The organism is Blautia sp. 210820-DFI.6.14, from assembly GCF_020558815.1.
In the GTDB taxonomy this organism is placed as follows: domain Bacteria; phylum Bacillota; class Clostridia; order Lachnospirales; family Lachnospiraceae; genus Blautia_A; species Blautia_A obeum.
Window position 1 is genome coordinate 1 of record NZ_JAJCKS010000044.1, and the last position, 12,596, is coordinate 12,596.

Here is a 12,596-nt window from a genome sequence, read left to right on the forward strand (position 1 = left end):
ATGAAGCTACTGGTGAAAAAGAGTACACTATGCTATGGAAACGAAAATAGAAATCTTGCTAATGTTTGTCAAGCAGATTTTTGAAGATTTCGAGAACCTTGAGAACAAAAAAGAGAGTAACCTTAATAAGACCTGCTGTTGCAGGCCGGCAGTTAACAGCTATAATGAAAGCGGACAGATTTACTTGTACAACTCCATTGCACGAGCGTAGTAGATCCGCAGAAACTTATTGACGGCAGCCATTTTGGCTACGTTGTATGGTTTCCCTTCCTGTTCCTTTTTGAGCAGAAAAAGGTAAACAGGATCGTCCTGAGGTTTTGTCAGTTTGAGAGCCTGCATTACCTCAAAACAAGCTTTTCTGAGAGCCGGGTTGCCACGTTTGGAGATGTGACGATTCCGGCTCTCGAATTGTCCGGACTGATATGGCGGAGCATCATTGCCGGCATAAGCATTGAGTGCTTTGCCACTGTGAAAACGGCGAATGTCACCGATTTCTCCAAGAATGATCGGTCCCAGTCGGTCCCCCACGCCGGCCATAGAACGAAGCACTTTGTACTCCGGCATGGTCTCTGCTATGATCCGCATTTGAAGATTGATCTCATCGGCAGCTTTCTGAGATGTGGATACGAGATCAACACATTGATCCTGAGTCATTGCGGATAAGGGATTTTCTCCACGGGTGGTAACACTGTTAAGGATCAGCTCATAGATAGCCAGTCCCTTAGAACCGGCAAAACGATCCTTGGTCTTTTTGACTAGGACTTGATAGCTGTCCAGGAAACGTGTCTTGCCCATCTTACGGATTACATCGAAAGACTTGAAACGCTTAATGAAACGCAGAAGCACACAGTTGTCGGGATCTCTGCTTTTAAGAGGAAGAATGGTCGTAATGCCGGGCATTGTTTCATCCAGAAGGCTGAGCAGCTGATGTAGGACGGATTTTGCGGACATTCAAAATAAAAAAGAATGTGGAGGTAACAGACAATGGCAAAGACAATTTTTGAGGAAATGGGCGGCAAATACGAAAGGCAAGGCGATTATTTAATACCGTGCTTAACTGTACCCGCCGAAGAAGAACAGCCGATAGGCATCTGGGGACAGCGGCATTTGGATTATCTGAAGCATCACTGCAAAGTTACATACACCAATCTTCTTACAAGCGGCAGACTTAACGCTTACCTTGCCGACATTGACAGACAGGCACAGGAACGCTTTGAAAGGCTCATAGAGGGTATGAAACAGGCACAGGGCATAACGGAACAGCTAAAGGCAGAAAACGCCTTAGAATGGACAGGATGCCTCAATAACATAAGGGCTTGTGCGAGGGAGATTGTGGAAAAGGAAATTATTTTTGCATAAACAGATGATTAGTGGCAGGGGGAAATCCTGCCGCTTTTTCTGCTTTAGTTTGTCAGCTTGACAAATAAAGGGTTAAGGAATATAATTAGATTCAGTATTATACAAGGAGTTAATAAATATGCGGCAAGGTATTCTTAAATAAACTGTCAATTTGATAGTGGGAACAAAAAGTAGCAGTCCCGTTTCACTTTTAATATGGGGCTTAGTTTTTTGTACCCAGTTTAAGAATACTTTTATCATGTAATTTTATATGCCCGAAAACATATAAGTGTTTTGGGGCTATTGGAGTTATTTACCCAGTGATAGGAGTATTTATCACTGGGTATTTTTATGCCCTTTTTTGGGTGTTGATAGGAGGAAAATCACATGAAAATAATTAACTTAGGCATTCTGGCTCACGTTGACGCAGGAAAGACAACATTAACGGAGAGTTTATTGTATACCAGTGGTGCAATTGCAGAACCAGGGAGCGTAGATAAAGGCACAACAAGGACAGATACAATGAATTTGGAGCGTCAAAGGGGAATCACTATCCAGACAGCAGTGACATCTTTTCAGTGGGAGGATGTAAAAGTCAACATTATAGATACGCCAGGCCATATGGATTTTTTGGCGGAAGTATACCGTTCTTTATCCGTATTAGACGGAGCAGTATTATTAGTTTCTGCAAAGGATGGCATACAGGCACAGACCCGTATACTGTTTCATGCACTACAGACAATGAAGATTCCGACAATTTTTTTCATCAATAAAATTGACCAAGAGGGGATTGATTTGCCAATGGTATATCAAGAAATGAAAGCAAAGCTTTCTTCGGAAATTATAGTGAAGCAAAAGGTTGGGCAGCATCCCCATATAAATGTAACGGACAATGACGATATGGAACAGTGGGATGCGGTAATTATGGGAAACGATGAACTATTAGAGAAATATATGTCAGGGAAACCGTTTAAAATGTCAGAACTGGAACAGGAAGAAAACAGGAGATTCCAAAACGGAACGTTATTTCCCGTTTATCACGGAAGTGCTAAAAACAATCTGGGGATTCGGCAGCTTATAGAAGTGATTGCCAGTAAGTTTTATTCATCAACGCCTGAAGGTCAATCTGAACTATGCGGGCAGGTTTTTAAGATTGAATATTCAGAGAAAAGGCGGCGTTTTGTTTATGTGCGTATATATAGCGGAACATTGCATTTGAGGGATGTTATTAAAATATCTGAAAAAGAGAAAATAAAAATCACAGAGATGTGTGTTCCGACAAACGGTGAATTATATTCATCCGATACAGCCTGCTCTGGTGATATTGTAATTTTACCAAATGATGTTTTGCAGCTAAACAGTATTTTGGGGAACGAAATGCTGTTGCCGCAGAGAAAATTTATTGAAAATCCTCTCCCTATGCTCCAAACAACGATTGCAGTAAAGAAATCTGAACAGCGGGAAATATTGCTTGGGGCACTTACAGAAATTTCAGATGGCGACCCTCTTTTAAAATATTATGTGGATACTACAACGCATGAGATTATACTTTCTTTTTTGGGGAATGTGCAGATGGAAGTCATTTGTGCCATCCTTGAGGAAAAATACCATGTGGAGGCAGAAATAAAAGAGCCTACTGTTATATATATGGAAAGACCGCTTAGAAAAGCAGAATATACCATCCACATAGAAGTCCCGCCAAATCCTTTCTGGGCTTCTGTCGGGTTGTCCATAGAGCCGCTCCCTATTGGAAGCGGAGTGCAGTATGAAAGCAGAGTTTCACTTGGATATTTAAATCAATCGTTCCAAAATGCGGTTATGGAGGGGGTTCTTTATGGCTGCGAGCAGGGGCTGTATGGATGGAAAGTGACAGACTGTAAAATCTGTTTTGAATATGGATTGTATTATAGTCCTGTAAGTACCCCCGCAGACTTTCGGCTGCTTTCCCCTATCGTATTGGAGCAGGCTTTAAAAAAAGCAGGGACAGAACTATTAGAGCCATATCTCCACTTTGAAATTTATGCACCGCAGGAATATCTCTCACGGGCGTATCATGATGCTCCAAGGTATTGTGCAGATATTGTAAGTACTCAGATAAAGAATGACGAGGTCATTCTGAAAGGAGAAATCCCTGCTAGATGTATTCAAGAATACAGGAACGATTTAACTTATTTCACAAATGGGCAGGGAGTCTGCTTGACAGAGTTAAAAGGATACCAGCCAGCTATTGGTAAATTTATTTGCCAACCCCGCCGCCCGAATAGCCGTATAGATAAGGTTCGGCATATGTTCCACAAGTTAGCTTAACAGCTTGTATGAAGCGGAAAATAAAATCTGGAATGAATGGACACCAGAGGAACAACAGCAGTATTTAGAACTTACGCAGAAATACCGTGATGGGCTAAAAAAATACTTAAAAGACATCTTATAAAACAGAAAACAAATTATCTTTTGAAAGAAGGTGGATTGATGTCGGCATCACTTGAGTAAGGGGATATCATACTTGATATTGTCCCCTATTAAAAAGTAAAACAATTTTGAAATGAGAGGACAATTTGATATGGGAAAAAATAAAAAATGGAAATCACAATTTATTGTTGTAGCTTTAGGGCAAGCGATTTCAATGTTAGGAAGCCAAGGCGTTCAGTTCGCACTTATTTGGTGGCTTGCCGAAAAAACATCTTCACCATTAATGCTTGGAATATCGGGAATTGTAGCTTATCTTCCAATGTCTTTATTCAGTCCGATAGCAGGAATTGCAGCAGACCGCTATAACCGAAAGTTTATCTCTATCTTTTCGGATATGACGATGGGAATGATTGCACTGATTTACGCAGTGCTGTTGTTCTTTCTCGATTTACCTGTATGGACAGTATTTGTTATGCTTTGTGTTCGTGGAATAGGCAGTACATTTCAGCAGCCTGCAATACAGTCAATCATTCCACAGCTCGTGCCAAAAGACCAGCTTGTAAAAACAAATGGTTGGATGCAGTTGTTAAATTCTGGCTCGTTCCTGCTTGGTCCAGTTATCGGAGCGTCCTTATATGCGATTTTTCCGATGTCAGTCGTATTGATGAGTGATGTTGTCGGAGCAATTTTGGCAAGTGTAGCTTTAGCAGTTGTTAAAATCCCGAAACTGGAAAAAACAGAAAATGAAAAACAACGCTTTGTTACAGAGATAAAAGAGGGATTACAGGTGTTCAGAGAAGATAAAAAGCTGTTCTATATTGTCATTGCAGAAGCGCTCTGTATGTTCTTTTATGCACCATTATCATCGTTTTATCCATTGATGACAAGCGATTATTTCGATTTGTCCGCAATGTACGGAAGTGCAGTAGAGTTGTCTTTTGCAATTGGCATGATAGTATCATCGCTCTTGTTTTCGAGCGTTTTAAAAGTAGAGCGAAAAATCCGAGTTTCTTTTATTGGTTTGCTTGGAATGGGCATTGCATCTGTCATTTGCGGAGTGATACCGCCAGTTTATATAGGGTGGTTTTTCTTTGCGGCATCTTGTATGTGTTTGGGTGTGGCAGAGAATGTTCACACAATACCGTTGACAGCATATATACAAGAAACTGTTGCTCCTAAAAAAATGGGGCGTGCCTTTTCAGTACTTACCTTGATTTCTTCTGTTCCTATGCCTGTTGGATTGCTTTTTAGCAGCCCGATTGCGGAAAAAGTAGGGGTAAATGTCTGGTTTTTCATATCAGGACTTTGTATGCTTACACTTACCACGCTTGTTTTAATTCGATATGCAGCAAAACATAGGAGGCAAGAAAGATGATTCGAGAATTTCAAACAGCAGATACCGAACAGGTTATGCAAATATGGTTGAACGGAAATGAGGACGCACATCCGTTCATTTCCAAAAAATATTGGTGTTCCAATTTCTCTATGGTGCAGGAGCAACTGTTACAAGCAGAGGTTTTTGTCTATGAAAAAGATGGGATAATACGGGGATTTATCGGTATTACAGACGGATACATTGCAGGAATTTTTGTAGATAGAAAATGTCGCTCTTGCGGGATTGGCAAGCATCTTTTAGAATATGTGAAGCAAACGCATAGCACATTATCATTAGGTGTGTATCAGAAAAATAAGCGGGCTGTTTCATTTTATCTCCGAGAAGGGTTTTCAATATTGTCAGAAGAACTTGATGAAGCCACAGGAGAAACGGAATATACAATGATTTGGAAAGAAAAAATGGAAAATAACTAATGTATGGGAACAACTTTATGAGGCAGCAAATAGCGTGTTAAAGCCGAAGATGGTGTCTGGATATATTGAAGCAGGACAGGTTGCAGCAGCACTTATGACGAAGAGCGGTAACATCTATACGGGCATCTGTATAGATACTGCTTGCTCTCTGGGAATGTGTGCAGAACGAAATGCGATTGCACATATGCTTACTTGTGGTGAAAGTGAAATCCGAAAATTAGCAGTCGTTATGTCTGACGGAACTATGTCTCTGCCGTGTGGTGCTTGCTGTGAATTTATGATGCAGTTGGGACAATGGGCAGGTGAAATTGAAATCTTAATTGATTATCAAAAGGCAGAAGTAAGGCAATTAAAAGACTTATGCCCAAATTGGTGGGGAACATATAACACAAGAGGAGATAAAGAATGAAAATACGATTGGCAAAGTTGGTTGATATAAGTAATATCAGCACATTATATAGAACCTTATTTCAAACTATGGCTGAACTACAAATTGAATATTATCGGAAAGCTGACCAAGATGTAGATTTTTTGAAATCAGTTATAAATAGTGATACCAAAGATATTTTAGTTGCGGAAGAAGATGAACAAATAATTGGATTTGTTTTAGTGCAACAACTTGATACACCGCCATATGCCTGTATAGTTCCTCACCGCTATACCCTCTTGATGGATATTGTCGTTAGCGACCTTTATAGAGGGCAAGGCATTGGTAGGGCTTTGATTGAAGAAGCAAAACTTTGGTCAAAAAGGCGAGGCTCTGAATATATAGAACTATCTGTAGTATCGCAAAATAGAAGTGCTATTGAAATATATAAGAGCTTGCAATTTGTCGAGTGTACAAAAATAATGAGAGCAAAAATATAGGAAGATAACCATGTTATAGAAATGAGATGGACGAATGGAACAAGCAGAATGGATATACTGTCCTGTTTGTAAGAACAAAACTCGTGATAGACTTAGAATGGATACCGTCTTGATAAATTATCCTCTCTACTGTCCGAAATGCAAGCAGGAAACACTAATTAAAGCAAAAGAATTACATATAACAGTAATCAAAGAGCCAGACGCATAAGACGCAGAGCCGATGAACTTGTGAGTAATCACAGTTTGTCGGCTTTTTCTTTTCATAAACATAGGTTGGACAAACCCACCAAATAAAAAAAACGGTGCTTTGGTGGGCTGCTCTGTCACGCCCGAACAAAATTATCAACGCCCTCTAAACCCGTTTTGAGTTTGGAGGGATTTTTTATGCGCTGGTCTGCCGTGACCGCCTTGCTGCTTATCAGAAGCAGCAATTATCTTACATAGTATCACGATTAAGTGAGGATAACCTGTTAAAAAAATCCTCAGTTGCTCGTGGCACTCTTACGCCCTCGAAATAGAAGTCAAATATCTATATAATAGAGTTTATATCGCTTATAGCCGCAAAGGTATGACTACCTTTGCGGTTTTTTGTTTGTCGTTATTTGTCGCAAAGAAAGGCAAGCCTATATCTGGTGTTGGTTGCCGTTCGCCGCCTTTCAATCTGGATTTTTAAAAAAAATCAGATTGGAGGTAAATCAGTATGGCTTACAACAAAGCCAGAGAAGAAAAGAAATGGCGGCTCTGGAAAGAAGCCGAAGAAAAGCAGTTGAGGAAGCTCGGTGTTGATGAAAGCACCATCGAAACGCTCCGCACCCACGATTGGGCGATTTTCAATTCGGACAGGCGGTACTATCAGCGTATGCAGGAAGCAGGTACATACCTTGAGGGAATTGCAGATGATACGCAGCAGCCCGAAATAAAGACCATAGAGGACTTTCTGGACAGCATTGAAAATCAGCAGCTCTATCAGGTTTTGATGAATGTGGACAAGCTGACCTTGCAAATCGCCTTAATGAAAATACAAGGCTATTCTACCCGTGAAATAGCACACTCTCTCAACATAACCGAGAAGGCTGTTTACAGGCGAATGGACAGGCTCAAAGAAAAATTAAAAAAGTTTTTTGAATAGAGGGGAAAATCGCAGTTCCCCACGGGCTACAGGGTGAGAGGACAAAATCCTCACACCCTGTTTTCCTTTGTGTGGCGAAAACAGAATTGTTCCTTGTCAATCGAATAATCATTCGCCAAATACTTTCTCTTTGTGATTGTGATAAGCATAAGCGTGTTGAGAGGTACGCCACGACCTGCCGTAAGGCAGAGAGCGATAACTACCTACTCAAAATATCGGGTAGCTCCCGATTTCGCCGTAACCCACAAAGAGGATAATGATACTCCCGTCCAGTCACAGTCCGAGCGTGATAAAACCGTCGCAGGCAATGAGGGCGGCTCTGGCAGACCGTCAGTTGGGGTGGAAATCCCGTGGCGTCAGTTCGCTGCTGACCGTTTGGCGACTTCCCTGCGTGAAACGCATTTGCATCTTGGGGTGTCGAGGACAAATAGAGATGCTTCTATCATAAAGCCAAATACAAGGCGGTCTATGGAAACAGAGAATTGTTTATGCTCTCCCGACCTTAAAAACTTCCTTGTGTTTGGCTGATTACATAGGCAGAACTTGCCTGCTTATATCCAGATAGGAGGTCAAACTAATGGATAAAACAATTAAGCGTGGTGACATCTACTACGCAGACTTAAACCCTGTTGTCGGCTCGGAGCAAGGAGGAACACGACCTGTACTTGTTATCTCCAATGATATAGGAAACAAGCACAGTCCTACGGTCATTATTGCCGCCATAACAAGCCGTGTACGCAAAAAGAAGAAATTACCTACACACTTATATTTGGGGCAAATTGAGGGGCTTCCTGCGAACTCAATCATTCTCTTTGAGCAGTTACGCACGATTGATAAAAGCCGCTTGAAAGAACATCTCACACACCTTGATGAGCAGTATTTGAAATCGCTTGAATTTCCTCTCCTCATCAGTATCGGAGTTGAAAAAAGGAGGAGCTTATGAACTTTGGAGATATATATGCGTTAGTCTTAAAAGAATACCCAGACATTTTAACCGTTGATGAAATGAGCAAGGCGCTTGGTGTCAGCACAAAAACAGGTTATCAATTACTCCGTGAAAACAAAATAGAACACCTGAAGGTGGGCAGAGCGTACAAAGTACCGAAAGCCCATCTTCTTTCTTATTTGAGGTTAGGTCTGCGAAATGCGGAGAATTAAAGAATTTGCACATTCGACTTCTTTGGCTTAAATTGCTACAATGTATATGGTCAACAGCAGAAGTCGGTGCTACGCAAAGGAGGTTAAATTTATGGTAGCAGGACATCTGCAAGAGAAAAAAGGCTATTTTTATATGGTTTTGAGCTATCCCAATGCTGCGGGAAAAAGAAAAACGAAGTGGTTGCCGACAGGATTGCCTGTCAAGGGCAATAAAAAGAAAGCGGAAAAAATGTTGATGGAAACAAGGCAGACCTTTGTTCCTGAGTGCAAACCCATACAGGAGGATATGCTGTTTTCGGATTTTCTGCTTCAATGGTTGGAAATCGCAAAGCCAACTATCGCACTTACCACATACTCATCGTACTCAGGTATGGCAAAGAGCGTTATCATTCCGTATTTCAAGGAGAGAAAAATCACACTTTCCGAAATAAAGGCGACAGACATTCAGGCTTTTTATATGAAACAGTTGAAGCGAGTAAAAGCCAATACGGTTATCCACTACCATTCCGTTATCCATCGGGCTTTGAAATATGCCGTAAAGATTGACCTTATTTCTGTCAACCCTGCGGATAAAGTGGAACGCCCTAAAGCTGATAAATTTATCGGCAGCTTCTATGATAGCAACGAGGTACAGGCATTATTTGAAGCCGCCAAAGGAACGCTGATTGAAATACCGATTTTTCTCGGTGCTTTCTATGGACTAAGGCGAAGTGAAGCCCTGGGCTTAAAATGGGACGCTATTGATTTTCAAAACAATACGATTACCATTAGGCACACCGTTACTTCCTGCAACCTTGACGGCAAGCATATCCAGATAGCACAGGATACTACCAAAACCAAGTCGAGTATGAGAACGCTGCCCCTTGTTCCTGCGTTCAAAGAGAAGCTGCTAAAGCTCAAGGAACAGCAGGAAGAATACAGGCGAGTATGCGGACGATGCTACAACAAAAAGTATTTGGAGTATATCTGCGTAGATGAGATGGGGACATTGATTTCTCCGCACTATCTCACAGCATCATTTCCAAAGCTGCTTGAAAAGAACAATTTGCGCCACATTCGTTTCCACGACCTGCGCCATAGTTGTGCTTCGCTGCTTCTTGCAAACGGTGTTCCTATGAAGCAGATACAGGAATGGCTCGGACACAGCGATTTTTCAACTACGGCAAATGTATATGCCCATTTGGATTACAATTCCAAGCTGTCATCGGCTGACGCAATGGTAAACGGTCTGAGTGGCGCATTAGAGGTTATTTCATAGCTTCTGCGGCGTATCGCTTCACATAAAGATACGCCAACTACATATCCAGAGTTCAAATCTCAGAAAATTTAGGAGAGAACTACCGATTTTCAGGAGAGAACTCACGGAAAAATCCCAAAGGTGCAGAAAAAAGAAAAAGCCTGCAAACGGCAAAAACCGCTTGCAGACTGAGTTTTCTGGCGGAGTGGGTGGGATTCGAACCCACGGTACCCGAAGGTACAACTGATTTCGAGTCAGTCCCGTTATGACCACTTCGATACCACTCCGTGTATTTATCTTCACATCAGCCCTCAAAAACACCTCGGAAAAAGGAGAGAACTGATGGAGAGAACTAAGGGATATTTACTTTTCAATGATAGCTGAAAAGCCCCGTAAAATCAAGGTTTTTCAGAGGTGAGCTTCCAAAAAGGGCATTCGTTTTCGAGTCTTATCCAGCCAGATGCTGGAGAGGTTCAGCTTTTAGGCGAAAAAGTTACCAGTCACAGTTATGAAATATTCAAAAAGGTTGGTTCTATTATTGAGAATCCATACTTTTACGATAAAATGACTGCCAGACAAAACTTAGAGCTGCACTGTGAGTATATGGGATTTCCCAACAAGGAACGAATCGATGAGGTTTTGCATTTGGTGGACTTGCAGAATGTCGAGAAAAAACAAGTTTGTCATTACTCGTTGGGTATGAAACAACGACTTGCTATTGCAAGAGCTATTCTGGCAAAGCCAGAATTTTTGATTTTAGACGAACCGATCAATGCTTTAGACCCTGAGGGTATTCGTGAAATGCGAACCCTTTTTCAACGGCTAAATCAAGAAGATGGAACAACTATTTTTATATCCAGCCACATTCTATCCGAAGTGGATCTTCTTGCTGATACGATTGGAATTATTCAACACGGAAAACTCTTAACAGAATTAACTATCGAAGAAATCCATAAGCATCAAACAGATTATATCAGCTTGCAGGTTGACGATGTGACTCGTGTTGCTGCACTGCTTGAAAACATGAGAATCACGAATTTTAGTGTATTAGATAAAGAATTTATCCACATTTATGATTCTGATATTTCAGGTAAAGCTCTGTCAAAAGCCATCATTGAGAACGGGATTGGTTTGGAGAGCATGGGACGCAAGCAAGACACACTGGAAGATTTCTTTTTCCAGCTTACAGAGGAGGAAAAATGAGATGACACATTTGATCAAACTGGAACTGAAAAAATTTGGTATTGCACAAAATATTATCTTTATGTTTGCCGCAATTCTTTTCAGCATCCTTTTCATTACAATATCTTTATGGGATAGCATGACAGACCCCAAACAGGTCAAAGACACATTTGAAAGCACATACCTTGTCATTGGCTTATTGATGTCATTCATTTTTCTTGTGTACTCGTCGGTCTTAACGGCAAAGCTGGTTATTGGAGAATATAATCATCGAACAATTACGATTATGTTTTCTTATCCTTTAAACAGAATAAAATTGATTGCCAGCAAATTAACTATAATCATGGTTTATACAGCGATTTCAATGACGATTGGATATATCTGTTGTAGCAGTTATATTATATTTGCGGATAAATCCTTTAATATGCTGGAGGGAACATTTCAACCATCAATGCTCCGAACATGGATACCAATGGCAATAACCACTGTGATTATATGTATGGTGCTGTCTCTGTGGTCATTTATTATTGGCATGATCAGAAAATCTGTTCCTGCAACAATCGTTACTTCTTTGATTGTTATTGTGTTACGGCAAGTTATTATCACCAAAAACACAACCAATCAGGAGTCCATAATGCAAGTTATCTTAGTTGCTATTGTTACCGTCATTGCTACACTACTTATCTTTAAAAGAAAAGTGCCTGAACTATATTGATTATTTCTATTTTTACAAATGGTAAAAGAAAAAGCCGTCGCAAAGCAGATTCAATTTCATGTATTTATATAACGGCGGCTTTGATTTTTAAAGTCAATGTTTTTAGTGATTACACAAACAGATGACAACTTACATGTATGTGGTAGCTGACGTAAGTTTGGATTATTTTAAAAGATTTCCAATGAATCTTCCGCATCTACCCACATCTGCATATTCCCATCCAGATATAATCGTACATATTCAAGCGGTTCATCAATTGCAAGTGCATTTAATGCACAATCTGAGCCAGGCGTAGTTTTTAAATTCTTTTCTGCTTCCCAACAGTCAATGCGGAGCATATAGCTCGCAGAGGTATAAACATCAACACTATTACGTTGTGGATTGTATTCTGCAAATATTGTTCTCATTGTATCAAATCTCCTTATCATTCAATCAATCATTTCTTACAAAATCAGAAGCGTTTCAATCAGTTCACCATGTCATTTTCATTTTGTGCTATAATGTGTTATCAGTTTTTTTGCCCTTGTATTTGCCCTTATCAGAGTTCGTAAACACTGGTGGGACGATATAACACAAGGGAAACAATAAGGGAAAGCTCACCTGCGCCAAACTTAGTGTTTTCAAAGGCTTGAGAGATATTTGATAATAAAATATAACAATTATTAAATCCCTTGGAATACATGAAATCTCAATTCATGTTTGTTGAACTGAATCCGAAAAGCATTAGGGCGCAGAGGAGATAGAATCCTTTG

General features: G+C 40.5%; 15 protein-coding genes and 1 tRNA gene. 13 read left to right on the forward strand and 3 right to left on the reverse strand.

What is annotated here, in order from left to right; all coding sequences use genetic code 11:
* Positions 1 to 180 precede the first annotated feature (180 nt).
* Positions 181 to 900: a transposase gene (locus tag LI112_RS16960; protein WP_227191134.1), complete on the reverse strand. Its 720-nt coding sequence runs from the start codon at positions 898 to 900 to the stop codon at positions 181 to 183.
* Between the two features lie 84 nt (positions 901 to 984).
* Here LI112_RS16960 and LI112_RS16965 point away from each other — a divergent pair, with 84 nt between their 5' ends.
* The 11 genes from LI112_RS16965 (at position 985) to LI112_RS17015 (ending at position 9,968) form a co-directional block, all read left to right on the forward strand.
* Positions 985 to 1,359, forward strand: a complete 375-nt coding sequence (locus LI112_RS16965) for a TnpV protein (RefSeq protein WP_001140406.1) — start codon at positions 985 to 987, stop codon at positions 1,357 to 1,359.
* Positions 1,360 to 1,725: 366 nt separating this feature from the next.
* A complete protein-coding gene (gene tet(O) / locus LI112_RS16970; RefSeq protein ID WP_014636291.1) occupies positions 1,726 to 3,645 on the forward strand; it encodes a tetracycline resistance ribosomal protection protein Tet(O) in 1,920 nt (639 codons plus the stop codon).
* 253 nt (positions 3,646 to 3,898) lie between these two features.
* Positions 3,899 to 5,122 (forward strand): MFS transporter, encoded by a 1,224-nt coding sequence (locus tag LI112_RS16975; protein WP_227191135.1) that lies wholly within the window; start codon positions 3,899 to 3,901, stop codon positions 5,120 to 5,122.
* Complete coding sequence (locus tag LI112_RS16980; RefSeq protein ID WP_227191136.1) at positions 5,119 to 5,556, forward strand: N-acetyltransferase; 438 nt, start codon at positions 5,119 to 5,121, stop codon at positions 5,554 to 5,556. The genes LI112_RS16975 and LI112_RS16980 overlap by 4 nt, the downstream gene beginning before the upstream one ends.
* Before the next feature lie 34 nt (positions 5,557 to 5,590).
* Complete coding sequence (locus LI112_RS16985) at positions 5,591 to 5,965, forward strand: cytidine deaminase (RefSeq protein WP_330664236.1); 375 nt, start codon at positions 5,591 to 5,593, stop codon at positions 5,963 to 5,965.
* The gene (locus tag LI112_RS16990; protein ID WP_227191137.1) at positions 5,962 to 6,423 is read left to right on the forward strand and encodes a GNAT family N-acetyltransferase; all 462 of its coding nucleotides are present in this window, start codon (positions 5,962 to 5,964) and stop codon (positions 6,421 to 6,423) included. Before LI112_RS16985 ends, LI112_RS16990 begins: the two co-directional genes overlap by 4 nt.
* Before the next feature lie 34 nt (positions 6,424 to 6,457).
* Complete coding sequence (locus tag LI112_RS16995) at positions 6,458 to 6,631, forward strand: cysteine-rich KTR domain-containing protein (protein WP_227191138.1); 174 nt, start codon at positions 6,458 to 6,460, stop codon at positions 6,629 to 6,631.
* A gap of 492 nt (positions 6,632 to 7,123) precedes the next feature.
* Positions 7,124 to 7,552 (forward strand): ECF-type sigma factor, encoded by a 429-nt coding sequence (locus tag LI112_RS17000; protein ID WP_227191139.1) that lies wholly within the window; start codon positions 7,124 to 7,126, stop codon positions 7,550 to 7,552.
* 577 nt (positions 7,553 to 8,129) lie between these two features.
* Complete coding sequence (locus LI112_RS17005; RefSeq protein ID WP_117705380.1) at positions 8,130 to 8,495, forward strand: type II toxin-antitoxin system PemK/MazF family toxin; 366 nt, start codon at positions 8,130 to 8,132, stop codon at positions 8,493 to 8,495.
* Complete coding sequence (locus LI112_RS17010; protein WP_087375964.1) at positions 8,492 to 8,710, forward strand: helix-turn-helix domain-containing protein; 219 nt, start codon at positions 8,492 to 8,494, stop codon at positions 8,708 to 8,710. Before LI112_RS17005 ends, LI112_RS17010 begins: the two co-directional genes overlap by 4 nt.
* Before the next feature lie 91 nt (positions 8,711 to 8,801).
* Entirely contained in the window at positions 8,802 to 9,968 is a 1,167-nt protein-coding gene (locus tag LI112_RS17015; protein WP_227191140.1) for a site-specific integrase, read from the forward strand.
* Positions 9,969 to 10,145: 177 nt separating this feature from the next.
* Here the strand turns inward: LI112_RS17015 and LI112_RS17020 are convergent.
* A tRNA-Ser gene (locus LI112_RS17020) sits at positions 10,146 to 10,234 on the reverse strand.
* Between the two features lie 127 nt (positions 10,235 to 10,361).
* On the opposite strand from LI112_RS17020, the gene LI112_RS17025 reads away from it, so the two are divergent.
* Together LI112_RS17025 and LI112_RS17030 are read left to right on the forward strand one after the other, a co-directional pair.
* A complete protein-coding gene (locus LI112_RS17025; RefSeq protein ID WP_227191141.1) occupies positions 10,362 to 11,150 on the forward strand; it encodes an ATP-binding cassette domain-containing protein in 789 nt (262 codons plus the stop codon).
* Position 11,151: 1 nt separating this feature from the next.
* Positions 11,152 to 11,844 (forward strand): ABC transporter permease, encoded by a 693-nt coding sequence (locus LI112_RS17030; protein ID WP_005334737.1) that lies wholly within the window; start codon positions 11,152 to 11,154, stop codon positions 11,842 to 11,844.
* Between the two features lie 167 nt (positions 11,845 to 12,011).
* Here LI112_RS17030 and LI112_RS17035 read toward each other — a convergent pair whose 3' ends face one another.
* Positions 12,012 to 12,251, reverse strand: coding sequence for a DUF6061 family protein (locus LI112_RS17035; protein ID WP_015515240.1), 240 nt, complete (start codon positions 12,249 to 12,251; stop codon positions 12,012 to 12,014).
* Between the last annotated feature and the right edge of the window lie 345 nt (positions 12,252 to 12,596).

Excerpts from the sequence above, each read along its gene's own strand:
- LI112_RS16995 (WP_227191138.1), top strand. The coding sequence starts at position 6,458 with ATGGAACAAGCAGAATGGATATACTGTCCTGTTTGTAAGAACAAAACT.
- LI112_RS17005 (WP_117705380.1), top strand. The coding sequence starts at position 8,130 with ATGGATAAAACAATTAAGCGTGGTGACATCTACTACGCAGACTTAAAC.
- LI112_RS17030 (WP_005334737.1), top strand. The coding sequence starts at position 11,152 with ATGACACATTTGATCAAACTGGAACTGAAAAAATTTGGTATTGCACAA.
- LI112_RS17015 (WP_227191140.1), top strand. The coding sequence starts at position 8,802 with ATGGTAGCAGGACATCTGCAAGAGAAAAAAGGCTATTTTTATATGGTT.
- LI112_RS17035 (WP_015515240.1), bottom strand. The coding sequence starts at position 12,251 with ATGAGAACAATATTTGCAGAATACAATCCACAACGTAATAGTGTTGAT.
- LI112_RS16960 (WP_227191134.1), bottom strand. The coding sequence starts at position 900 with ATGCCCGGCATTACGACCATTCTTCCTCTTAAAAGCAGAGATCCCGAC.
- LI112_RS17000 (WP_227191139.1), top strand. The coding sequence starts at position 7,124 with ATGGCTTACAACAAAGCCAGAGAAGAAAAGAAATGGCGGCTCTGGAAA.
- LI112_RS17010 (WP_087375964.1), top strand. The coding sequence starts at position 8,492 with ATGAACTTTGGAGATATATATGCGTTAGTCTTAAAAGAATACCCAGAC.
- LI112_RS16980 (WP_227191136.1), top strand. The coding sequence starts at position 5,119 with ATGATTCGAGAATTTCAAACAGCAGATACCGAACAGGTTATGCAAATA.
- LI112_RS16965 (WP_001140406.1), top strand. The coding sequence starts at position 985 with ATGGCAAAGACAATTTTTGAGGAAATGGGCGGCAAATACGAAAGGCAA.
- LI112_RS16975 (WP_227191135.1), top strand. The coding sequence starts at position 3,899 with ATGGGAAAAAATAAAAAATGGAAATCACAATTTATTGTTGTAGCTTTA.
- LI112_RS16990 (WP_227191137.1), top strand. The coding sequence starts at position 5,962 with ATGAAAATACGATTGGCAAAGTTGGTTGATATAAGTAATATCAGCACA.